The following is a 19705-nucleotide window of genomic DNA, read 5'->3' on the forward strand; positions in this document are numbered from 1 at the left end:
TGCGCGGGCCGGCCCTCCCGCATTCCCGCCTCAACCAGGCTTGTACTCACGATTCACGGTGAGCTGCCGCTCCCGTTCTTCGGGCGAGAACATCGAGGTCCCCGATTGCGTCGCGCCCGCGGAGACTTCGTCCTGCAGGACATCCCAGTGCTCGGCCAGCAGGCCGTCCTGGATGCGGAAGATGTCGATCACGACCTGGGGCGTCGGTGCCCATCCGCGGATGCGGCCGTGGATCGCCACATAGGCGCCCTCGGCAATCATGAGCCCGGGCTCGTAGAAGAGGTCCGACGGGAGTTGGGCCACCAGCGCGCCCAGGGCCGCGCGGCCTTGCGGAATGGATGGGTTGTGCTGGATGTAGTCGGGGGCGTAGAGGCGCTCCACCGCCTGCGCGTCCCGGCGCTGGAACAGGGCCGTCATCGCTTCCAGCACCAGTGCCTTGTTGTGTTCCGTGTTGCCGCTCATCAGATCGTCTCCGTCTCGGTCGCCGTGTCCACGACGCGCAAGGCGCCTTCCATTCGGAGGAAGGTTCCGTCGGGAACCGTGGCGTTTGAATAAAGCCTGCCCTGGGCAAAGTCCTCGACGTGAACCACCGTCGCGCCGCTGCCTTCCACCCAGGTCACCAGGAACAGGCCGGGGCGGATCAGGGTGGCCTTGAACTTCACCTCTTCGACCTTGGCGAAGGGGCCCTCGGCGATATCGAATCGGATCGTGTCTTCCGACAGGATGCGGAGTCTCACGGAGAACTCCTTGAACGAGACGTCGAAGACGAGCCCGACGGGATATTGCGTCGCGTCGGCGGCGGACTGCGGGATGCTCATGACTCTCCTCAAGAACTTGGCCGCCGCGAGTGTCTCCGGCCGACATCGCCCATGCACTGTCTGGAGATGCTGTCGGCAGTCTGAATGTGCTTCGCGTTCTTGAGGCGTCTGCCATGTCCGAGCCAAATCGCAGCGTGGCGACGGGTCGTACACCCCCACTAAGTAGGACGCCCTTCCGGAAGCGGAGTCGATAACATCCCTTCGCCTTCAGATCGGGGAGTTGACGCAATGAGTGTTGAACAACAGGGCCGTGCTGAGATCGCGCTCGCGGAATTGGCGAGGGACGACAGCGCCCGGGAGGTGCTGCGCACCGCCGGTCAATCACGCGGCGTGGCGATGCTCCTGCGCTGTCTTCCGGTCCTGTTCGTGGGTATCGCGGTGCTGATCGATCATCGAGAGCCCTACCTGGTGTTCGGCAGCCTGATGCTGTGGCTCATCATCGAACTGGCGGTGAGGGTGGTCGGTCTCCAAAGACAGGTCGATGCATTGATCCGTCTGCAGAAGTTGCTCTAGAGACGTCCCCTCACGTCCGCAGCCGCGCCACCGCCCAACCCATTGCCGGCCACGCCACCCGACGGACGAGGAACGAGCTCAGCGCCAGCACCGAGCCGACCAGGATCGGCAGGATCGGGCCGAAGGTCCACGCCATGCCGAGCACGAAGCCGAGCAGGTACTCCGCGCGGTAGGTGGGCAGCGCGATGCCGCTGAGCAGGATCGCCAGGAGCACGACTGCGGCGTGATCGGGCGTCCCGAGGCTGAAGGCCAGCGATAGCCCGATGCCCGCACAGACGGCGCCCAGGGCGGCGATCAGGATGGCGCGCTTTGCCGGGCCGGAGGTCGCGCGGCGCAGGAAGCGGCCGGAGAGGATCCACGCCAATGCCGGCAGGGACACGATGCCCCATCCGTTGGACACGGACGGCAGATCGGGATTCGCTAGCAGGTGATGGCTGACGATGCCGCCGTGCGTCCATTGCCAGGCGAGGTGCGCGAGCGCCAGCAGCGCGACCAGGATCGTGAGCAGCGCGCGGACGCGGCGTGTGTCCGCGGCGGTGGTGAGGGCGAGGGACATCGCGCACTCCTGGAGTGGAAGAAGCGGCGATCGTCGGCGGCGGGGCCAGGCCTTGCCCGTCGAAAGCGATGAGCTGTCGAATGCGGCGGATGGAACGTAGATCAGCCCGGCTGCGGTGCTCGCGTGTTCACCGCCAACTGGTCGGCGAATGCCCGTTGGTAGGCGGGGCGTGCCTCGCCGCGCGCGACATAGGCGCCCACCCGCGGGAACTCGTCGAGGAGGCCCGTCGACCGCAACCGCAGCAGCACGTGCACCATCATCAGATCCGCGGCGCTGAACGCGCCGTCGAGCCAGTCGGCATCGCCCAGGTGCGCCGACAGCTGTTGCAACCGCGTGCGCACCCGGGCTTCCAGCGACGGGAGCCGGGCCGCGTACCAGGGCTGGTCGCGCTCGAAGAACCGGGCCATCGTCAACTCGAGGATGGGCGGCTCCACCGTGTTCACCGCGGCGAAGACCCAGGTCACGGCGCGCGCTCGCGCGTCGGCGTCGTCGGGCAGCAGTCCGGCATGCCGCTCACCGATGTGCAGGACGATCGCGCCCGTTTCGAAGAGCGCCAGCCCGCCTTCCTCATACGTTGGAATCTGGCCGAACGGATTGAGCGCCATGTGCGCCGGCTCTTTCATGGCCTTGAACGAGACGAGGCGGACGTCGTAAGGCAGCCCCGCCTCCTCCAGAGCCCAGCGGACGCGCGTGTCTCGCGCGAGCCCCTTGCCACCGTCGGGTGAGCGGTCGAAAGCGGTGATGGTGATGGTCATGACGTCGATCCTTGCACGAAGCGTGTCTGGGAACGACGAACGACCCTCACCGCGATCGACAGCTCAGCGCGAGAAAGCTGGCGCGGTGGGTGTCTTCAACGTCCGGAGCGGAAAGCCCGCGCCGCCAGTCGAGCGAAGACGGCAACGACCATGAGCGCCACGCCGTCGAGGACGAACAGGCCGACCCCCGGTCCTGCCCGCTTGGCCAGGTCGGTCGATTGGCCGAAGTGGCTCGCGCCGATGCCATAGGCTTCAACGAAGGCCATGGCGGTGATCCACGCTGCCGTCGCGGCGATCGCGATGGCCAGTACGGTGGCCACGTTGGCCTTCAGATAGCTCTTCCTCTTGAGCGTCGTGGCCGGCGCAGGGTCGACACCAGTCGCCGCTGTCGCTGCTGTCGCCACGTCGAGATCTGCCTGCATGTTCATTCCTCCGTCTGTCCGAGGAGGCGTTGTATGAGGAGCGCTCGATGGCGTGTTCCGACGTGTCGCGAACTGCGGAATGCGCCGTTGAATGGGGCCGTGCCGCGGGCGGACGGAGGCGCGGTCGGACGTGACTCGCGATGACGTTTGCTGCGACTAAGGGACGCATGCTTCAATCTCTGCATGCCAAAAGACACCGCCTTCCTGTCTGGCACCGAGAACCGCTCGATGTCCTTGGCAACGGTCATCCCGGTGCTTCTTTACCCGGATGTCGCGGCTGCGGCGGCGTGGCTGGTCCGTGTCTTCGGCTTCAGCGAGCGCCTGCGCATCGGCGACCATCGGGTGCAGCTCGATATCGGCTCCGGCGCCGTGGTGGTGGCGCAAGGCGATGCGCCAGCAGAGCCTGGCTTCTCGATCATGGTCCGTGTCGCAAGCGCCGATCAGCATGCCGCGCGAGCGGCGGCGGAAGGCGCCAAGGTCCTGTCCCGACCGCACTCGTTCCCGTACGGAGAGCGCCAGTACACCGCTGCGGATCTGGCGGGGTACGTGTGGACGTTCTCGCAGTCGGAGCGCGATGTGCATCCCGGTGATTGGGGTGGTGAGCTCGTCGCTGGGAGTGAGACCGAGATCGATCGCCGGTTCCTCCTTCTCTCGCTGCAGCGGGCGCTGCTGGGAGAAGTGCACCCTCAGCTACGTCAGGCCTCCATCGAGGCCGATCCGGCGTTGAGCGTGCTTCGCCTGCGCTTCGAGTACGACGGCTCACCGGAAGAGGAACCGAGGAACAGTTGCAGTTGTGCCGCAGCGGAAGTCATCGCGGACTTCGATGCCTCATGGGCACTGGACGAGCAGCATGTCGGTGTCTCGATCGGAGGCACGTTGTCGCCGCTCGCCCATGTGGGTTATCTGCGTTTCGAGGAACAGTTGCCGGACTGAAGAAGAGGTCGCGATCCCTGCAGACCCGGCCAAGGCGATGACGATGCGGTGACGCTGTCGCTCCCGCGCACCACTCGACAAGCGTGATCCGGGCAATGCGTCACGGGGCAATCCGGCGCCGTGCGGGATACCCGATTCGACGGATTGTTCAGCGCGATCGCTGTCGGTAGGGTGCTGGCCGCCATGCAACCCATCAGATTCACATCCATGATTCCGCTCCGCGTTCTTGCCAGGACCCTCCTCGCCGTCGCCCTCGTCCCCTTGCTCGCTTCCTGCGGCGGCGGTGGCGACGACGACAAGCCCTGCGGTCCGGAAGTCCTGATGCTCACCTTCAGCTGGAACTCCAACGGCTCGATCGACCGCAGGGTGAGCGGCAAGGTCGGCGTCCCGTTGACGGCGACACCCACCATCACGGGACTTCCCGCCTCGTGCGCCGGCCAGCAGTCGTTCGCGGTCAACGTCGCACAGGGGCTGCCGAGCGGGCTCGTGCTGGACACCAGGACCGGCGTCATCTCCGGCACGCCCACCCAGGCGATCGGCATCGGCGGTCCGTCCGCCGATGGCGGGCTGGTGGCGATGTACCTGCCGGGCTACCGCAAGATCGAAGCACTGGGGATCATCAACATCGCGCCGTGAGCCGCGGACAGGGAACGGGCGCTTGAACGAAAAACGCCCGCTTGCCGACGCGACTGCGTGGTCAAGCGGGCGTGGGGAAGTGGCTTCCCGTTGAGGCTGTTTAGAGCGAGTTGAGGAAGGCCAGCAGCGCCTCGCGGTCCGCCGTGCTCAGCTTGACGAAGCGCTGGCGGCTCGCGTCGCCTTCACCCCCGTGCCACAGCACCGCTTCGGTCAGCGTGCGGGCGCGGCCGTCGTGCAGGTAACCCACCTTCACGCCGGTGCCGGCCACGCGCTCGGTGTACCCGATGCCCCACAGGGCCGAGGTGCGCCACTGGCTGCCGCTCGCCTGCGATTCGGCGAAGTTGTCGGCCAGGTCGCTGCCCATGTCATGCAGCAGCAGGTCGGTGTAGGGCTTGATGGTCTGGTTGCGCATCTCGGCCAGCTCGGTGCCCGACCCCGTCTTCATCTCGGCGATGTGGCAGGCCGTGCAGCGGATGGTGGAGAACACCTTCGAGCCCGCCGCGATCTTCACCGGATCCACGTCCAGGTAGGGCAGCGGCGTCACGCCCTTGGGGAAGCCGCTGACGACGCTGCGCTGCGCCGGCACGCCCAGCTGGGCCACGTAGCGCGAGAGCAGTTGCAGCTCGTCCTCGGTCACGCCCTTTTCCACCTTGGTCTTGTTGCACTGGGCCGGGCCGGCCAGGCAGTCGCGGTTCGGGTAGACCGGCGAGGTGACCGACATGTCCAGCAGCAGCGCATTGGCCGTCTGGTGGCGCAGGCTCACCTTGGCCGCCTTCCAGCCGTAGCGGCCCACGCGCACGGTCGCCGTCTCCGGGTCGTAGACCAGGTTGGCCTGACCCTTCACGCCGTCCTCGTCCGCCGTGGTGCGCACGCGGGACAGGATGTCCGCGTCGGTGATCGCCTCCAGCAGACCCATGCCGATCACCGGCTGCGCGCTGCGCAGCGAGTACACCGTCGGCGTCGGACCGTCGAAGCTCACCTTGGGCTTGCTCAGCGTGATGACGGTGCCGTCGGCCAGCGTGACGGTCTTCGTGTCGAAGCCGGCGACGCGCACGCCGTTGCCCCAGTCCTGCGCCGCACCGGTGGTGGCCGAGCGCGCGTTCATCTGCACGGCCTCGCCGTACACCGGGTGGGGCAGCTGCTTGCCGTTGCTGTCCAGCGCGGCGACGCGCACGGCCATGGTGTCCAGGCGCTGGTTCAGCACCTGCGGCGCCAGGCTGCGTCCGTTGTTGATGTGGCAGCCGAAGCAGTTGGTCTGGTTGAAGCGCGGACCCTGCAGCTTCACCGCGTCGTTGTTGCGGTCGTTGCCCTGCTCGTTGTGGTCACCGGTCCACATGTTGGTGTGGAACCAGCGGCGGCCTTCGACGAAGGTCTGCATGTTCTTCATGCCGATCTGCGTATTCGGCTGCTGGAACATGAAGGTCGAGTTGTCCGCGTAGTCGTACGAGACCGACCCGGTGCCGCCCGACAGCGTCTCCACCGGCAGCGGCGCGTTGTTCAGCCGCGGCTGGATGCCGTACTGCGGACGCAGGCCGCTGCCCACCACGTAGGTCACCTCGTTGGTGTAGTAGCGGAAGTTGCCGTTGTCCTGGATCGCGTCCATCGCGGCGCGGCTGGAGAAGAACGAGCCCGTGAACTCGATCGCGTCGCCGACCTTGAGGTTGCGCGACGGGATGTTGACGCCGTTGGGCACCATCACGCCGTTGGCGTTGGGGGCGAGGTCCGAGTGGCCCGGCACGTTGTCCAGCACGACCGAGCAGCCGTCGTTCGCGCCGATGACGCCGCCGTAGCCCGAGGTCGGCCGGGCGAGCGCGCCTTCGGGCGGCTTGGCCACGATCGGGCAGGAGGTCTTGTCGACGAACCCGTCCGTGTAGGTGGTGTTGTCCAGCAGCCGGCCGGGCGACATCCAGCCGTAGCCGGTGACGTTCGGATCATCGATGCGGCGGAAGAAGGAATGACCGCCGCCGCGCTGCGCCTGCTGGTAGTACTGGTTGACGACGATGCTGGGCTTGGTGACGCCGGCCACGCGGCTGTTGTCGATGAACTCGACGCCCCAGGTGCGGTTCTTGAAGTAGTTGGCGATGAAGTTCAGGTAGGCGCCGGGGCCCTTGTCCTGCGGCTTGCCGTTGGCGTCCACCGTGTCATTGGGACCGAAGCCGATCTCGTTCCAGTCCTCGCCGCGCTCGCGGCCGTGGCGCGAGCGGCCCACGAAGCCGAAGCGCGTCACCAGCGTGCCGTCGGGCAGCGTGAACTGCACCTGCTCCAGCGTGGCCGGCGCGGCGGGCGTGACCACCGTGGCGCCCTTGGGCGGGGTGGGCACGGCCGAGGCGGTGAGCATCGGCAGGGTGTTGTCGCTGCCCGGCGAGTTGAAGCTGACCTCGAGCAGCGAATAGCCGTACTGCGTGCCGCGGGCGACGCCCTGCAGGCGCACGTAGCGCGCGTTGGCGTTCAGGTTGAAGAACTCCTCGGTGCCACCCTTGCCGCCGGCCACGTAGCGCAGCTGGTACCAGGTCGTGCCATCGTCGGAGACCTGGATCGCGTACTCCTTGCCATACGCGTTCTGCCACACCAGCTTCATGTAGCCGACCGGCGTCTTGGTGCCGAAGTCGAACTGGATCCAGGCCTTGTCGTCGAACGCGCTGGCCCAGCGCGTGTTCAGGTCGCCGTCGAGCGTCTTCTGGGCGGTGTCGCCGTTGTTCTCCAGCGCGCTGGAGGTCGCCGTGATGCCGGTGATGGCCTTGCCGGGCTTGCTGATGTCCAGGCCGGTCGGCGACTGCAGGGACGGGGGCACGGCAGGCGTGGCGGGCGTGCCGCTGTCGCCGCCTGAGGGCAGGCTGGGCGGCGCGGGAGCGGGCGGAGGCAGCTCGGGCTCGTCGCCGACGGGCGCCGATGCCGGCGGCGCGGGGGCGGGCGTGGGCGCCGGGGCCGGGGCGCCGGACAAGGGCGGCGTGCCGCCGGCGTCCGAGCTGCCGCCGCCGCCGCCGCAGCCGACCAGCGTGCCGGCGGCGCTGAGCGCGACGACGGCGGTGAACACGATGCCCCAGGGGCTTCGCGGGGAGGGGCACGCCGACGTCGGGTCAGCCTCTGATGGGTTGTTGTGGCGCATGGGCGCTCCTGCAGGTCCGTAGAACGAGACACCGGGGGAGCGCGCACGAACGCCTGACCCAGGTGGACTTTCGCCTAGTTCAAGCAGAGAACGTGCCGGTTGCGGATGGACACAAAGTGCGGTCAGCGTTGCAAATCGCGGGGATTCGCGTGCCGACCCTAGTCCCAAAGAGGTATCCGGGCGATGTGCGAATCGATGCCAGGGTCAGGTTTTGTCAGCCCTGGCATCAGACGCGACAAATAGTGTCACTTCGCAGCGGCGGTTGACGGCATCGCCGTGGCGCCGGGCTTGGACAGTTGTCCCGCCTTGATCCGCCAGCCGGACGCGTCCTTGACGACGACGAGCAGCAGGGCGTTGGCGGGTTCCACGCGCTGGCCGTCCTTGCCCAGGAAGCCTGCGCGCAGCAGCACGACCGCCGCTGAATCGGAGATGCCGGAGGTGACGACATCACTGGCCGCCAGGGTGGTGCGCCTGGCCCATGACCCGTGGGCGGTCTGAAGGTCGGCGACGATCTGCGTCCGCCCCGACAGCCGGGTCTCGACGACCGGCACCCACTCGGCGTCGTCGGTGAACAGGTCGTTGAAGGCCGAGGCCTCGTGGGAGTTCCAGGCCTCGATGAAGGCCTGGGCGACGTCGCCGGGCTGGGCCGGCGCGGCGATCGCGGCCGCACTCAACGCCGTGGCCATGGCGAATACGGTGATGCGTGAGAGAGCGTGCACGTCGGCTCCTTGCCTGATCGGTGGAAGAGCCGCGAGGGTAGGCGGCGCCCGGTGAAGGCGATATCCCTCGTTGCCGCGTTGCGGCCGTTTCTGAGGATGCTAGGGCAGCACGCAGTGCGCGACCGCGCCGAAGTGGCAGCCGCTGCCGGCCACGACGAACAGGTGCCAGATGCCGTGGGCGTGGCGGCTGCATCCCGGATTGGCGAAGAAGTAGGTCCCGGCGGTGTACGCGCCGGCCCCGGCGACGAACAGCGTCACGCAGGCCACCGGCAGTTCCTGGAGGGCGGGGATGCACACCATGGTGGCCAGCCACCCGATCGCCAGGTAGACCTTGAGCATGGGGCGTTCGACCTCGCCCCACACCGTGCGCCGGATGCCCCACAGCGACACGATCCAGACGCTCGCCAAGGCCACCCATCGCAGCCAGCCGTCGCCGGTCAGGACCGCGAAGGGGGTCATCGTCCCGGCGATCAGCAGGAAGATGGCGCAGTGGTCCAGACGGACCCAGAGGCGTTGCTGCCGGCCGCGGGTGCTGTGGCAGAGCGTGGACGCCGCGAACAGCGCGATGAGCGCCGCGCCGAAGATGCAGGCGACGGCGAAGCGCCGCCCGCTGCCCGTGCCCAGCGCCTGATACGCCAGCCACGCGGCCGCGGGGACCGCCGCCAGCAGGCCCATCAGATGGGTGCCGGCGTTCAAGCGTTCGCCTGGGTACATCGCCCCCTTCAGCGTCATGAGGTGGTCCAGCGTAGCCCGCTCATGTGACACCCTTTCGAATGTCGTGATCACGTCGCTTCAAGCTGGCAGGGCCTATGCGTCGTGCTGCCAGCGCTTGTGGACGAACTCCAGGCTGTAGCCGTCCGGGTCCAGCACGTTGGCGGCGTAGTAGTCCGGGTGATAGTGCAGACGCGCGCCGGGGGCGCCGTTGTCACGGGCGCCGTTCGCCATCGCCGCCTCGTAGGCCGCGCGCACGGCCTCATGACTGTCGGCCACGAAGCCCACATGGGCCGCGTCGCCATGGGCGACGCCCTCGCGCAGCCAGAAGAACATGCGGCCGTTGGCGCCGAAGCCCTTCAGGTCGGGATGGCCGGGAGGGCCGTCTTTGCCGTCGTAATCCAGCCGGTTGCTGATGCCCAGCGCCGCGAGGACCTGGGTGTAGAAGGCGATGGACCGTTCCAGGTCCGGGACGGTGAGGAAGACATGATCGAGCATGGGATCTCCAGGAGTCGGGCTGTCAGACGATTCGCATCGGCGGGTCAGATGATGTACCCGCCCGCGACCTCGATGTCCTGGGCGTTGATCCAGGCGCCGTCCTCGGTGAGCAGCGAGGCGATCACGCGGGCGACGTCCTCCGGCTCGCCGACGCGGCCCAACGCGGTCTGCCCGGCGAGCAGCGCTTCGAACTCGTCGTTCAAGCCGCCGCCGAGCTCGGTGCGGATCGCTCCCGGCGACACCGAGTTGACGCGGATGCGGCGCCCGCCGAACTCCTTCGCCATGTAGCGGGTCAGTACCGCCAGTCCGCCCTTGAACGCCGCATACGGCGCCACGCCGGATGTCGCGACGCGGGTCGTCGCGCTCGTGAGGTTCACGATGCTCGACCCCGGCTGCAGCAGCGGCAGCAGCGCTTGCGTCAGGAAGAACGGTCCCTTCAGATGCACGTTGAACAGGCCATCGAACTGCTCCTCCGTGACCGTGTCGATGGGATTGAACAGACCGAAGCCGGCGTTGTTCACCAGGCCCTGCAGATGGTCCGTGTGCCAGGTCTTGCGCAAGGCCTGTTCCAACGCAGCCCGGAAGGCAGGGAAGGATTCCACCGCGGCCACGTCCAGGCGCAGCGCGACGGCCCGGCCGCCTTGTGCTTCGATGTCGTGAACCACCGAATCCGCCGCGGCGGGATTGGCGTTGTAGGTGAGGATCACGCCCAGCCCGCGGCGGGCCGCTTCCACAGCCGTGCTGGCGCCGATGCCGCGGCTGCCGCCGGTGATGACGACGACATTGCTGGCGGCGATGGCGGAGGTGCTGTTGCCGCTGTCGTTGTTGCTGCTGCTGGTGTTCATTTCAGGCTCCGGTCAATCGATGGGTTGGGATGCCTGGACGATAGGGATCGCACCGGAATCGGTCGCAACGGTTCCTGGCGTTGTCCTGCCTATTTCTGCTTTCCGGATGTCAGGCGGAGGTCCCGCGCGATCTAATGGCGCCATGAATCAGCCACTGAGCGAGCTGCGCGCTCTCGCCGCGCGCGCCGAGAACCGCGCGACGGACACCGGAATTCCACGCGTCTTCATGGTCCAGGGCGCCATCCCGGAGCACGAGCTCGCGGTGGTCTATGAACCGATGATCAACCTGATCCTGACGGGGGAAAAGTCGATGACGGTGGGCGGGCAGACCTTGCGCTACGACCCCGCCACCTACTTCGTGATGTCCGTGGACCTGCCTGCGGCCGGCATGGTCAGGGCGGCGGCGGACGGCGCACCCTACCTGGCGGTGGCGTTGACGCTGGATGCGACCGTCTTGGCCGACCTCCTGTCGGAGTTGCCCGATTCGCTCGGGCGCGCTGCGCCATCGTCTGCCTTCTCCGTCGCCGCCGTCACGCCTGAACTGCTCGACGCCTGGGTTCGCATGCTGCGTCTGATGGACCATCCGGAGGACATCGCGGGGCTCGCTCCCGCGTTTGAACGCGAGATCCTCTATCGCGTCCTTCAAGGACCGATGGGCGGAATGCTGCGCGACATCGCGACGCCGGATACCGCGCTCGCCCGGATCAACCAGGTCATCCAGCGCCTGCGGCGGGACTTCGCGCAACCGTTGCGCGTCGATGACCTGGCCGCGGAGGCGGCGATGAGCGTCTCCGCCTTCCATCGGCAGTTCAAGGCGGTGACGGCCTTGAGCCCGCTGCAGTATCAGAAGCAGGTGCGACTGCTCCATGCGCGCAAGCTCCTGATCGCCGCACGCGGCAGCGTCACGACGGTGGCGCACGAGGTTGGTTATGAAAGCCCGACGCAGTTCAGCCGCGAGTACGGACGTGCGTTCGGACTGCCGCCGGCGAAGGACGCCGAGCGGATCGTCGCCGGCTTGCGCCTCACTCCCGCAACGCGGCCTCCAGCGTCCGCCGGACCCGCTGGAACCGGTCGGGATCGGTCGCCTTCAAGGTCCTGAGATCCTGGCCGACGCGCGCCAGCCGATCCTCCGCGCCGTCGGCCTTGAGCGCCTCGATGTCCTCGCGCAACTGCTCGAAGCGCGCGAGTGGCCCGTTCGGGCCATCGGGCGCGCCTTCCGGATACAGCACGTCCATCAACGCCTGCACCGCGTCCGACAGCCGGCCGAGCTGCCGCCCGTAGCTGTGCTGCGAGACGATGCGCGCCTCGGTCTGCGGGGCGCTCGAATTGAACGCGTTGATGTTGTAGGTGATGGGCAGGATGGGCTGCGTCAGCTGGCTGGGTGCCAGCGTCAATGCCCGGAAGGGCCAGCCGATCAGCTGCGAGACATCGAAGGACGGCGACGACGTGGTCATGCGGGGCTCCCTGGGTGCATGTGCACGACGGAGCCTACGGAGATCGGCGCGCCGGCGAATCCCTCATCGAGGGGACGTGCGACTAAAGTGCTCAACGCACACGGCGTCGACGAGCGACGCCGCCGGCAATCGCCACCACGGACATCCTGCCCATGATCACCTGCCATCTCCGCTACGTCATCGATCCGCTCAAGCTCAAGGAGTTCGAGCATTACGGGAAGCTCTGGATCCCGCTCGTCAGGAAGTTCGGCGGCGTGCACCATGGATACCTGCTGCCTTCCGAGGGCGCGAACGACATCGCGCTGGCGTCGTTCTCGTTCCCGTCGCTCGCCGCCTACGAGGAGTACCGCATCAAGTCCTTCGACGATGCGGAATGCCAGGCCGCGTTCCGGTACGCCGAGGAGACGCGCTGCATCGTGCGGTACGAGCGCACCTTCTTCCGACCCGTGTTCGAGTGAATCCGACAGCGCGGCACTGCGCTCAGGCTGGAATCACGAACGCCCTCAGCTCGACCATCAGTCCATCGCGGAAGCGCCAGACGTCCGCATAGGCGTTCTGGATCGGCTTGCCATCGTCGCCTTTGCTCTCGATGGTGCCGAGCGCGATGACGAAGTCCCGCTCGGCGACCAGATCGGTGACGGTGAACGAAGGTGCTTCGGCATAGCCGGTCGACATCCATTCCCGCACCGCGGCCTTGCCGTTCAGCGTGTCCTCGCCGACCGTGGTCCAGAGGATGTCCTCGGCGCAGTACGCCAGGAATCCCTCGGTGTCACCGCGTGTGATGGCGGCATTGGCGGCCGTCAGGGCTGCCTTGTTGCGATCGGACATGAGGGCTCCTTGATGAATGGATCCCTCGTCAGGGCAAGCCGCGCGCCGTCGTCGTTCAGCCGCGCGATGCCGACCATTGAGCGCGGCTCAGGCAGTAGGTCAACTCCTCGTGAATCACGCCGCCGATCTCGCGGCGACCAGGCGGATCCTGCCTGCGCATCCCCGCCCGCTCCATCAACGCCCATGACCGGACGTTGGCGGCCAGGCTACTCGCGTCCACGAGCGTCAGCCCCAGGTCGCCGAAGCACCAGTCGATGAAGGCGGAAACCGCCTCCGTGGCCAGGCCCTGACCGCGATGGGCCGGGTGCAGCCACCATCCGACGTTGCCGCGGTCCATGTGCTCCGCGGAACGATAGGCGCCGACCTCGCCGACGACGCGGCCGCTCTTCGCGTCCTCGATCGCCAGCATCAGCCAACCCGGTTCTTCGAGCGTCAGTCGGGACTGCTTCATCAGCAGCGTTGTCGCTTCTTCCACGGTGGCGGGCTGGAACAGCGCGCGATCCGATCCCTGCGGATCGTTCCGGTAGGCGAGGTAGTCGGCAAGGTCCTCCAGGGACGGTGTCCTGAGCGAGAGACGCTCAGCGGGGATGCGGATCATGCGTGTCGTTCACGGTGAAAGGGTGGAGACGGAAAGGCAGACTACCGCGTGCTCGCCTCGACGGCCTCGAGGATCACGGCGGCCACGTCCTCGGGACGCGAGAGGTGCGGCACGTGGCTCGTCGGCAGCGTCGTGACCTTGGCGCCGATCTTCCTGGCCATGGCGCGCTCCAGGTCCGGCGGGATCATCCGGTCGTTGGCACTGACGATGTACCACGACGGGCGCGTCTTCCACGCAGCGACCGTCACCTTGTCCAGCAAGGCCTGACGCTGCAGCGGGCCCTGCGTCGCCGCCATCACCGTGGCCTGGGCCGCGGGCACGTCCTGAGCGAAGTACTCGGCGAGCGCCGCGGGCGGCAGGGTCAGCCAGCCCTCGGCGTCGGCCTTGAGCTTCTGCACGCCGGGGGACGGCGGATAGTCCTTGCCGAGCTCCCGCGTGCCCTGGCCCACGTCCGGCGCATACGCGGCGACGTAGACCAGCGCGGCGACCTTGTCGTCGGCGCCGGCCTCCGTGATCACGGAGCCGCCCCACGAATGACCGACCAGCACGACCCGGCCCTTCTGCTGGTCGATGGCGCGCCGCGCCGCCTGGACGTCGCCCTGCAGCGACGCCAGCCCGTTCTGCACCGCCGTCACCTGGATGCCTTTGGCCTGGAGGAGAGGGATCACCTTCGCCCAGTCGGACCCGTCGGCATACGCGCCGTGGACCAGGACGACTGAAGGCACGTCGGCCGCGTGGGCCTGTCCGCCCGCGAGGGCCGCGACGGACAGGGTGAGGGCGCTGAAGAGGGCACGTGTGCTCATGATCCGCCTCACTTCGTGCTGGCCTTGACCGCTTCCAGGATCACCGCCGCCACGTCTTCCGGACGCGACTGCTGCGGCACGTGGCTGGTCGGCAGCGTCGTGACCTTGGCGCCGATCTTCCTGGCCATCGCGCGCTCCTGGTCGGGCGGGATGATGCGGTCGTTGGCGCTGACGATGTACCAGGACGGACGCGTCTTCCACGCCGCGGCGGTGACCTTGGTCTGCAGCGCCTTCAATTGCAGCGGACCTTGCGTCGAGGCCATCACCGCGGTCTGGGCCGCCGGCACGTCCTGCGCGAAATCTTCGGCCAGCGCGGCCGGCGGCAGCGTCAGCCAGCCGTTGGCATCGGCCACCAGCCGCTTCACGCCGGGCGACGGCGGGAAGTCCTTCCCGAGTTCCAGCGTGTCCTGTCCGACGTCCGGCGCGTAGGCCGCCACGTAGACCAGCGCGGCCACCTTGTCATGCACGCCGGCCTGCGTGATGACCGAGCCGCCCCACGAGTGGCCGACCAGCACGACCTGACCCTTCTGGGCCTCGATGGCGCGGCGCGCCGCCTGGGCATCGCCGTCCAGCGATTCGAGGCCGTTCTGGATCGCGGTGACCTGCACGCCCTTGGCCTGCAGCAGCGGAATGACCTTGGCCCAGTCGGACCCGTCGGCGAAAGCGCCGTGGACCAGGACGACCGACGGCACGTCGGCCGCGAGGGCTTGTCCGCCGACCAGGGCGGCGGCTGCGGTGGCGACGGCGGTGATGAGGCTGCGTGTGTTCATGGGATTCTCCTGAGGGTTCGGTAGAGAGAGGGAAAGAGGTCGGACGTCGGTGGCGAGAGGGGTTGGGAGCTCTTGTCGTCGGCGTCGTGTTGCGATGGATGAAGTGTGCGAGGGGGGCCCCTTTCAAACATGCCTCGGGGTACGGGGTTCTTTGCATCGCGTACGGATCGGTGCCGGCCGGTGATCCAATGCGATCCATGCCTGACCGACTCGCTTCCCTGCTGACCCACTTCGCCGTGCGTGCCGAGACCTTCCAGACCGGGGCCTTGTGCGGGATCAGCCCGGTCCCCACGCCCGCCGGCTGCGGGCAGCTGCATCTGATCCGGGAGGGGCGTGTCGAGGTGCACCACGGCGCCCCCGACCCGCTGCTGATCGAGGAGCCGAGCGTGCTGCTCTATCCGCGGCCGCTGGCGCACCGCTTCATCACGGACAGCCGCGAGGGCGCGCACTTCGTCTGCGCCAACGTCGCGTTCGAGGGCGGCGCCAGTCATCCGATCGCCGCCGCCCTGCCGCCCTGGATCTGCCTGCCGCTGACCGCGGTGGCGCCCTGCGAGCCGGTGCTCCAGATGATGTTCTTCGAGACCGGCCACGGCTACTGCGGCCGGCAGGCGGTGCTGGACCGGCTGTTCGAGGTGCTGCTGATCTGGCTGCTGCGCGTGCTGATGGATCAGGGCAAGGTGCAGTCGGGCATGCTCGCGGGGATGAGCCACGCCAAGCTGAAGCTGGCGCTGATCGCGATGCACGACACGCCCCAGCGCGACTGGTCGCTGAACGACCTCGCGAACGAGGCCGGCATGTCACGCACGGTCTTCGCGAACGGCTTCCGCGACGTGGTCGGATGCACGCCCGCCGCCTACCTGCAAGGCTGGCGCATCGGGCTGGCGCAGAAGGGATTGCGGGCCGGCCGGGCGCTGAAGCACATCGCTTCCGATGTGGGCTACAGCGGCGAGGCGTCGCTCTCGCGCGCGTTCCGGGACCACGTCGGGGTCTCGCCGCGCGAGTGGCTGAAACAGACGGCGGCGGTTCAGTGAGCGGGGCAGCGCGTGGGTCAGCGCGCGCTTCAGTGAGTTGAGCGGCGGTCTGATTTGGCCGCGTCGCACTGCAGACCCGCCACGCCCAGCGCCCGCGCCGCCGCGCAGGCATTGATCGCGCCGGACACGCCCATCGAATCCAGGAGCGCGCGCTTCAAGTGCTGGGAGTCCGCGCCCGGTGCCGCCGCGCGCAGCAGCGCGATCACGCCGGTCGCATGCGCCGCGGCGAGCGAGCTCCCGGCATCGATGTCGTAGCCGCCGCCCGGCACCGTCGTCAGCACGGCGCGTCCCGGTGCGGCGAGCCATCCTTCGGTGCCGCCGGCCTCGCCCGTGCTGGCCACGACCAGCGCGCCGGGCACCTCGCTCGGAAAACCCTTGCCGAGCCGGCCCGGCGGCGCCGCCGCAACCAGCACCGCGCCGCGTGAGAGCGCGTGCTGCGCGAGCTTCGTCAGCAGCGGATCGCTCGGACCGCCGAGACTCAGGTTGATCACGTCGGCGCCGTCGGCGATGGCCGCGCCTAGCGCCTGCGCCAAGGTGAAGGAGTTGCAGCGCGCCGGCGCCGGTCCCGCCTCCGCGCCGGCACGCGCAGCGTCCGTCCAGCACGCGCGATAACTTGTCACCACCGCGCCCGGCGCGACGCCGACGATGCCCTGGCGGTTGTTCACCTTCGCGGCGATGAGGCCCATCACTTCCGTGCCGTGGCGCTCCGGCACGGCATCGACCTGCGCGCCGCCGCCGGCGACGTAGTCCCGCTGGCTCGCCACCTGGCCGAGCAGGTCCGGATGCCGCGCGTCGACGCCGGTGTCGATGACCGCGACCTTCACCCGCGCGCCGATGCTCACCTGCTGCAGCGCCGCGGTGGACATCTGCTGGAAGCCCTTCTGTAGGCCGAAGTAGGGATCGTTGTAGAGCGAGGCCGTCGAGGAAGCTTCTGGCGCTGGTGTCGGCAGAAGCGGCAAGGACGGCGTGGGCGCTGTCGCCGGAGCGGGTGTCGGTGTCGGTGTCGGTGTAGTCGGGGCCCGTGCGGGTGATGGTGTTTCAGGCGCGGGGCTGCTCAGCGTCTCGAACTCGTTGAGCGGTTGCGCGAGCTTCACACGCGCGTCCCGGCGCAGGCGCGCGAGCACGGCATCGGCGTCGTCGCCCGCGCCCAGCGCGTAGAGCATGCAGCGCAGGTTCAGCGGCGCGATGGTCCAGGCGGACTGTTCGCGCAGTCCGTACTCGCGCGCAAGCGCCTCGGACATCGCCAACGCCCGCGCGCTGCCCGCGTAGCCGGCCATCCGGCGATAGTCGCCTCGCGCCGAACCGCCGGCGCCGGGCAGCGGCTCGCCGCGGTCCTCGACGGCCAGGATGATGAGTCGGGCGTCGGAAGCGACGGCATCCTCACCTCCGGCGGCCTGGGACGGACCGGCGAAAGCCAGCGCAACGAACAGGACGCACAGCGCCAAGGCTCCCGCGATCCCCATGCGACGCGCGATCGGCGAGTGCATCGCTCAGCGCCCCGGCGCCGCGGCGCCGACCGGCTCCGCGAGCAGCACGCCAGGCTCCGCGCGCAGCCGGTCCACCATCGCGGGAACGGCGCCCGCCGGTGTCGGCTGCAGAGGCGCCAGCAGCAGGCTGCTCGCGTCCTCGTCAGCGCCGACTATCCGCAACCCGTGGTGGGTCAAGACCTGGCGCAGCCGGCCCATGTCCACGCGCTCTTCCGGCACCAGTCGAACGACCGCACTGGCGGGCAGCGCGGCCGGCTGGCTCAGCGTCACGTAGTCGGCGGGCGGGTGGCCGTCGCTCCACAGGCGCAGACCCAGCACGCACATCGCCACCGCCTGCACCGCCACCGCCGCCGTCAGCCAGCGCGTCGTGCGCGATCCGCCATCGTTGGCCGAGGCACCGCGCACCCCTTCCACCGGCGTCGCCGGACCCGCGTCGCGATCGCGCGCCCACAGCCGGTCCAGGCCGGCCTGGATCGCGGCTTCGTCGGCGTCAACACCTGGCACTCGCGCCGCACCCGCGGCGCCCGCCGTGCTCGCGGTGCCTGTCCCACGCGGCGCGTCCTGCATGCCGCGGTGGATGTTGCGCTGCAGTTCCAGTTCATCGCGGCAATGCGCGCAGTGCGGCAGGTGCGCCTGCACCAGGCGGCGCTGCTCGGGCGTCGCCGTGCCGGCCACGACCCAGGCGATCGCGTCCCACACCTGGCGGTGCTCGTTCGGTTGACCCATCGCCGGATCGCCGGCTGGCAGTCCATGGGCGTCGGAGGGGGCGTCGGGGGAAGTCATCGGATCGGTCCTTCGGTGCCGCTGGCCGGGGAAGTCTCGCCGCCCAGTTCGGGCAGCACGTTGCGCAGCCGGACGCGCGCATGGAACATGCGGGCCTTCACGGTGCCGGTGGCGCAATTCATGATGCGGGCGATGTCCTCGCAGGTCTCGCCCAGGTAGTAAGCCAGCTCCAGCGTCACCCGCTGTTCCACCGGCAACGCGGCCAGGCCCCGCGTGACCCAGTCGCGCAGCTCCCGGTCCACGGACTCGTTGACCGAGGGCTCGGCCATCGCCAGCTCGGCCTCGTTCACCGAGGACGCGTTGATCTCCTGCGCCGTCACGCCGTCGCGCAGCGCCTTGAGCATGCAGCGGTAGGCGATGCCGTGGATCCAGGTCGAGACCCGGGACTCGCCGCGGAAGTTGCCTGCGGTCCGCCACACGATCCACAGCGTGTCGTTGACGACCTCCTCGGCCAGGTCCGGCCGGCCGCAGCTGCGCAGCACGAAGCGCGACAGCCGCGGCTGGCAGTGCCGGTACAGCTGCTCGAAGGCCGACCGGTCGCCGGCCGCGGCGGCCTGCAGCCAGGCACGCAGACGCGACTCGGCGGCCGTGTCCGCTTCATTCGGAACAGGTTGAAACATGGGCGACTGATTTCTGCAGAAGTGTCCCTCATGGGTGCCAGAATCGCCGCCGATGGTTGCCGTGCCCCCAAAAAATCTCGCCCGAGCCGTCGCCCTCCTGGCGTCGGGCCTCGTCGCGTCGGGGCTGGCCGCTGCCCAGAACTGGGGCGGCACGGTCTCGGCGGTGACGGAGCGCGTCTCGCGCGGCATCAGCCTCAGCGGCGATCGTCCGGGCGCCACCGCCGACCTCTACTACCGCGACGACCGCAACTGGAGCCTGGGCCTGGGTCTGGGCACCATGCACATGCGCAACGGGGCGAAGGCGGAGGCCATCCTCTCCGCGACCCGGTGGTGGCAGATCGACGACCGCCGCGTGGTGACCTTGTCGGGCGCCCATTACGCCTACGCCGGCGGGGGCAACGCGGACCGGCTGCGCTACAGCGAGGTGTCGCTCGGCGGGCTGTGGGACACCACCGCGTGGGGGCAATGGGGCGCGACAGTGTCGGTGTCGCCGGACCTGGCGGCGTACTCGTCGTGGGGCTACCTCGGCCACCGCGGCGCGACCATCGCCGAGCTGACCTGGCACCGGCGCCTCGTCGATGCGCTGGCCGCCGACGTGGGCTGGGGCATGGTCTCCAACTGGGGGCATGGCAGCGGGTCGTACCGCTTCGCCAACGCGGGACTGGCGTACACGGTCGGGGACTGGCGCTTCAGCGCCGGGCGGCTGTACAGCTCGCTGCCGCAACGCGGCGACCCCTCGCTGCAGCGCTGGGTCGCCGGCGTGGCCTGGTCCTTCTGAGCCCTCTTGCTCCCTCTCCCGCTTGCGGGAGAGGGTGGGGG

25 protein-coding genes are annotated in these 19705 nt (G+C 68.9%); 7 read left to right on the top strand and 18 right to left on the bottom strand.

The window, feature by feature from the left end; all coding sequences use genetic code 11:
- Nucleotides 1–30: 30 nt before the first annotated feature.
- Nucleotides 31–462 (bottom strand): nuclear transport factor 2 family protein, encoded by a 432-nt coding sequence (locus ABE85_RS24290; RefSeq protein WP_067280911.1) that lies wholly within the window; start codon nt 460–462, stop codon nt 31–33.
- Nucleotides 462–818 (bottom strand): MoaF-related domain-containing protein, encoded by a 357-nt coding sequence (locus tag ABE85_RS24295; protein ID WP_067280914.1) that lies wholly within the window; start codon nt 816–818, stop codon nt 462–464. Before ABE85_RS24295 ends, ABE85_RS24290 begins: the two co-directional genes overlap by 1 nt.
- Nucleotides 819–1046: 228 nt before the next feature.
- Between ABE85_RS24295 and ABE85_RS24300 the strand changes: the two genes are divergently transcribed.
- Complete coding sequence (locus ABE85_RS24300; protein WP_067280916.1) at nt 1047–1331, top strand: hypothetical protein; 285 nt, start codon at nt 1047–1049, stop codon at nt 1329–1331.
- Between the two features lie 10 nt (nt 1332–1341).
- Here ABE85_RS24300 and ABE85_RS24305 read toward each other — a convergent pair whose 3' ends face one another.
- The 3 genes from ABE85_RS24305 to ABE85_RS24315 form a co-directional block, all read right to left on the bottom strand.
- The gene (locus ABE85_RS24305) at nt 1342–1887 is read right to left on the bottom strand and encodes a hypothetical protein (RefSeq protein WP_067280924.1); all 546 of its coding nucleotides are present in this window, start codon (nt 1885–1887) and stop codon (nt 1342–1344) included.
- 101 nt (nt 1888–1988) lie between these two features.
- Nucleotides 1989–2642: a glutathione S-transferase family protein gene (locus ABE85_RS24310; RefSeq protein ID WP_067280927.1), complete on the bottom strand. Its 654-nt coding sequence runs from the start codon at nt 2640–2642 to the stop codon at nt 1989–1991.
- A gap of 95 nt (nt 2643–2737) precedes the next feature.
- Nucleotides 2738–3064 (bottom strand): hypothetical protein, encoded by a 327-nt coding sequence (locus tag ABE85_RS24315; RefSeq protein WP_157522878.1) that lies wholly within the window; start codon nt 3062–3064, stop codon nt 2738–2740.
- Nucleotides 3065–3247: 183 nt separating this feature from the next.
- Here ABE85_RS24315 and ABE85_RS28165 point away from each other — a divergent pair, with 183 nt between their 5' ends.
- Together ABE85_RS28165 and ABE85_RS24325 are read left to right on the top strand one after the other, a co-directional pair.
- Nucleotides 3248–3997, top strand: coding sequence for a VOC family protein (locus ABE85_RS28165; RefSeq protein ID WP_197507148.1), 750 nt, complete (start codon nt 3248–3250; stop codon nt 3995–3997).
- 207 nt (nt 3998–4204) lie between these two features.
- Nucleotides 4205–4633 carry an Ig domain-containing protein gene (locus tag ABE85_RS24325; RefSeq protein ID WP_197507150.1) on the top strand — a complete coding sequence of 143 codons (429 nt, stop codon included), beginning with the start codon at nt 4205–4207 and terminating at the stop codon, nt 4631–4633.
- Between the two features lie 100 nt (nt 4634–4733).
- Here ABE85_RS24325 and ABE85_RS24330 read toward each other — a convergent pair whose 3' ends face one another.
- From ABE85_RS24330 to ABE85_RS24350, 5 genes are all read right to left on the bottom strand, one after another.
- Nucleotides 4734–7739 carry a di-heme oxidoredictase family protein gene (locus ABE85_RS24330; protein ID WP_082938913.1) on the bottom strand — a complete coding sequence of 1002 codons (3006 nt, stop codon included), beginning with the start codon at nt 7737–7739 and terminating at the stop codon, nt 4734–4736.
- A 245-nt stretch (nt 7740–7984) separates the two neighbouring features.
- Nucleotides 7985–8458, bottom strand: coding sequence for an SgcJ/EcaC family oxidoreductase (locus ABE85_RS24335; protein ID WP_157522881.1), 474 nt, complete (start codon nt 8456–8458; stop codon nt 7985–7987).
- 99 nt (nt 8459–8557) lie between these two features.
- Nucleotides 8558–9190, bottom strand: a complete 633-nt coding sequence (gene trhA, locus ABE85_RS24340) for a PAQR family membrane homeostasis protein TrhA (RefSeq protein ID WP_082938914.1) — start codon at nt 9188–9190, stop codon at nt 8558–8560.
- A gap of 75 nt (nt 9191–9265) precedes the next feature.
- A complete protein-coding gene (locus ABE85_RS24345; RefSeq protein WP_067280942.1) occupies nt 9266–9667 on the bottom strand; it encodes a VOC family protein in 402 nt (133 codons plus the stop codon).
- A gap of 44 nt (nt 9668–9711) precedes the next feature.
- Complete coding sequence (locus ABE85_RS24350; RefSeq protein ID WP_082938915.1) at nt 9712–10512, bottom strand: SDR family NAD(P)-dependent oxidoreductase; 801 nt, start codon at nt 10510–10512, stop codon at nt 9712–9714.
- Between ABE85_RS24350 and ABE85_RS24355 the strand changes: the two genes are divergently transcribed.
- The gene (locus ABE85_RS24355; protein ID WP_231993174.1) at nt 10439–11611 is read left to right on the top strand and encodes an AraC family transcriptional regulator; all 1173 of its coding nucleotides are present in this window, start codon (nt 10439–10441) and stop codon (nt 11609–11611) included. The genes ABE85_RS24350 and ABE85_RS24355 overlap by 74 nt on opposite strands.
- Here the strand turns inward: ABE85_RS24355 and ABE85_RS24360 are convergent.
- Nucleotides 11535–11966, bottom strand: coding sequence for a hypothetical protein (locus tag ABE85_RS24360; protein WP_067280945.1), 432 nt, complete (start codon nt 11964–11966; stop codon nt 11535–11537). The two genes, ABE85_RS24355 and ABE85_RS24360, sit on opposite strands and share 77 nt — an antisense overlap.
- Before the next feature lie 152 nt (nt 11967–12118).
- Between ABE85_RS24360 and ABE85_RS24365 the strand changes: the two genes are divergently transcribed.
- Nucleotides 12119–12424, top strand: a complete 306-nt coding sequence (locus ABE85_RS24365; protein ID WP_067280948.1) for an NIPSNAP family protein — start codon at nt 12119–12121, stop codon at nt 12422–12424.
- 22 nt (nt 12425–12446) lie between these two features.
- Here the strand turns inward: ABE85_RS24365 and ABE85_RS24370 are convergent, their stop codons facing one another.
- Genes ABE85_RS24370 through ABE85_RS24385 form a run of 4 tightly spaced genes read right to left on the bottom strand, consistent with a single transcriptional unit; the run spans nt 12447 to nt 14965 of the window.
- Nucleotides 12447–12794: a nuclear transport factor 2 family protein gene (locus ABE85_RS24370; protein ID WP_067280953.1), complete on the bottom strand. Its 348-nt coding sequence runs from the start codon at nt 12792–12794 to the stop codon at nt 12447–12449.
- Between the two features lie 55 nt (nt 12795–12849).
- A complete protein-coding gene (locus tag ABE85_RS24375) occupies nt 12850–13392 on the bottom strand; it encodes a GNAT family N-acetyltransferase (protein WP_067280956.1) in 543 nt (180 codons plus the stop codon).
- 41 nt (nt 13393–13433) lie between these two features.
- Nucleotides 13434–14195: an alpha/beta fold hydrolase gene (locus tag ABE85_RS24380; protein WP_067280958.1), complete on the bottom strand. Its 762-nt coding sequence runs from the start codon at nt 14193–14195 to the stop codon at nt 13434–13436.
- Between the two features lie 8 nt (nt 14196–14203).
- The gene (locus ABE85_RS24385) at nt 14204–14965 is read right to left on the bottom strand and encodes an alpha/beta fold hydrolase (protein ID WP_067280962.1); all 762 of its coding nucleotides are present in this window, start codon (nt 14963–14965) and stop codon (nt 14204–14206) included.
- 197 nt (nt 14966–15162) lie between these two features.
- Between ABE85_RS24385 and ABE85_RS24390 the strand changes: the two genes are divergently transcribed.
- The gene (locus ABE85_RS24390) at nt 15163–15996 is read left to right on the top strand and encodes an AraC family transcriptional regulator (RefSeq protein WP_067280964.1); all 834 of its coding nucleotides are present in this window, start codon (nt 15163–15165) and stop codon (nt 15994–15996) included.
- 29 nt (nt 15997–16025) lie between these two features.
- On the opposite strand, the gene ABE85_RS24395 is transcribed toward ABE85_RS24390, so the two are convergent.
- Genes ABE85_RS24395 through ABE85_RS24405 form a run of 3 tightly spaced genes read right to left on the bottom strand, consistent with a single transcriptional unit; the run spans nt 16026 to nt 18886 of the window.
- Nucleotides 16026–17483, bottom strand: a complete 1458-nt coding sequence (locus tag ABE85_RS24395) for a S8 family serine peptidase (protein ID WP_067280965.1) — start codon at nt 17481–17483, stop codon at nt 16026–16028.
- 3 nt (nt 17484–17486) lie between these two features.
- A complete protein-coding gene (locus tag ABE85_RS24400) occupies nt 17487–18266 on the bottom strand; it encodes a zf-HC2 domain-containing protein (protein ID WP_157522884.1) in 780 nt (259 codons plus the stop codon).
- Entirely contained in the window at nt 18263–18886 is a 624-nt protein-coding gene (locus ABE85_RS24405; RefSeq protein ID WP_067280969.1) for an RNA polymerase sigma factor, read from the bottom strand. The genes ABE85_RS24400 and ABE85_RS24405 overlap by 4 nt, the downstream gene beginning before the upstream one ends.
- Nucleotides 18887–18938: 52 nt before the next feature.
- Between ABE85_RS24405 and ABE85_RS24410 the strand changes: the two genes are divergently transcribed.
- On the top strand, nt 18939–19664 hold the full coding sequence (locus ABE85_RS24410; RefSeq protein WP_067280972.1) for a hypothetical protein: 726 nt from the start codon (nt 18939–18941) through the stop codon (nt 19662–19664).
- Nucleotides 19665–19705 lie beyond the last annotated feature (41 nt).

Origin of the sequence: Mitsuaria sp. 7 (genome assembly GCF_001653795.1) — a bacterium.
Lineage (GTDB): Bacteria > Pseudomonadota > Gammaproteobacteria > Burkholderiales > Burkholderiaceae_C > Roseateles.

Excerpts from the sequence above, each read along its gene's own strand:
- ABE85_RS24290 (WP_067280911.1), bottom strand. The coding sequence starts at position 462 with ATGAGCGGCAACACGGAACACAACAAGGCACTGGTGCTGGAAGCGATG.
- ABE85_RS24295 (WP_067280914.1), bottom strand. The coding sequence starts at position 818 with ATGAGCATCCCGCAGTCCGCCGCCGACGCGACGCAATATCCCGTCGGG.
- ABE85_RS24300 (WP_067280916.1), top strand. The coding sequence starts at position 1,047 with ATGAGTGTTGAACAACAGGGCCGTGCTGAGATCGCGCTCGCGGAATTG.
- ABE85_RS24305 (WP_067280924.1), bottom strand. The coding sequence starts at position 1,887 with ATGTCCCTCGCCCTCACCACCGCCGCGGACACACGCCGCGTCCGCGCG.
- ABE85_RS24310 (WP_067280927.1), bottom strand. The coding sequence starts at position 2,642 with ATGACCATCACCATCACCGCTTTCGACCGCTCACCCGACGGTGGCAAG.
- ABE85_RS24315 (WP_157522878.1), bottom strand. The coding sequence starts at position 3,064 with ATGCAGGCAGATCTCGACGTGGCGACAGCAGCGACAGCGGCGACTGGT.
- ABE85_RS28165 (WP_197507148.1), top strand. The coding sequence starts at position 3,248 with ATGCCAAAAGACACCGCCTTCCTGTCTGGCACCGAGAACCGCTCGATG.
- ABE85_RS24325 (WP_197507150.1), top strand. The coding sequence starts at position 4,205 with ATGATTCCGCTCCGCGTTCTTGCCAGGACCCTCCTCGCCGTCGCCCTC.
- ABE85_RS24330 (WP_082938913.1), bottom strand. The coding sequence starts at position 7,739 with ATGCGCCACAACAACCCATCAGAGGCTGACCCGACGTCGGCGTGCCCC.
- trhA (WP_082938914.1), bottom strand. The coding sequence starts at position 9,190 with ATGACGCTGAAGGGGGCGATGTACCCAGGCGAACGCTTGAACGCCGGC.
- ABE85_RS24345 (WP_067280942.1), bottom strand. The coding sequence starts at position 9,667 with ATGCTCGATCATGTCTTCCTCACCGTCCCGGACCTGGAACGGTCCATC.
- ABE85_RS24355 (WP_231993174.1), top strand. The coding sequence starts at position 10,439 with ATGACGACGACATTGCTGGCGGCGATGGCGGAGGTGCTGTTGCCGCTG.
- ABE85_RS24350 (WP_082938915.1), bottom strand. The coding sequence starts at position 10,512 with ATGAACACCAGCAGCAGCAACAACGACAGCGGCAACAGCACCTCCGCC.
- ABE85_RS24360 (WP_067280945.1), bottom strand. The coding sequence starts at position 11,966 with ATGACCACGTCGTCGCCGTCCTTCGATGTCTCGCAGCTGATCGGCTGG.
- ABE85_RS24365 (WP_067280948.1), top strand. The coding sequence starts at position 12,119 with ATGATCACCTGCCATCTCCGCTACGTCATCGATCCGCTCAAGCTCAAG.
- ABE85_RS24370 (WP_067280953.1), bottom strand. The coding sequence starts at position 12,794 with ATGTCCGATCGCAACAAGGCAGCCCTGACGGCCGCCAATGCCGCCATC.
- ABE85_RS24375 (WP_067280956.1), bottom strand. The coding sequence starts at position 13,392 with ATGATCCGCATCCCCGCTGAGCGTCTCTCGCTCAGGACACCGTCCCTG.
- ABE85_RS24380 (WP_067280958.1), bottom strand. The coding sequence starts at position 14,195 with ATGAGCACACGTGCCCTCTTCAGCGCCCTCACCCTGTCCGTCGCGGCC.
- ABE85_RS24385 (WP_067280962.1), bottom strand. The coding sequence starts at position 14,965 with ATGAACACACGCAGCCTCATCACCGCCGTCGCCACCGCAGCCGCCGCC.
- ABE85_RS24390 (WP_067280964.1), top strand. The coding sequence starts at position 15,163 with ATGCCTGACCGACTCGCTTCCCTGCTGACCCACTTCGCCGTGCGTGCC.
- ABE85_RS24395 (WP_067280965.1), bottom strand. The coding sequence starts at position 17,483 with ATGCACTCGCCGATCGCGCGTCGCATGGGGATCGCGGGAGCCTTGGCG.
- ABE85_RS24400 (WP_157522884.1), bottom strand. The coding sequence starts at position 18,266 with ATGACTTCCCCCGACGCCCCCTCCGACGCCCATGGACTGCCAGCCGGC.
- ABE85_RS24405 (WP_067280969.1), bottom strand. The coding sequence starts at position 18,886 with ATGTTTCAACCTGTTCCGAATGAAGCGGACACGGCCGCCGAGTCGCGT.
- ABE85_RS24410 (WP_067280972.1), top strand. The coding sequence starts at position 18,939 with ATGGTTGCCGTGCCCCCAAAAAATCTCGCCCGAGCCGTCGCCCTCCTG.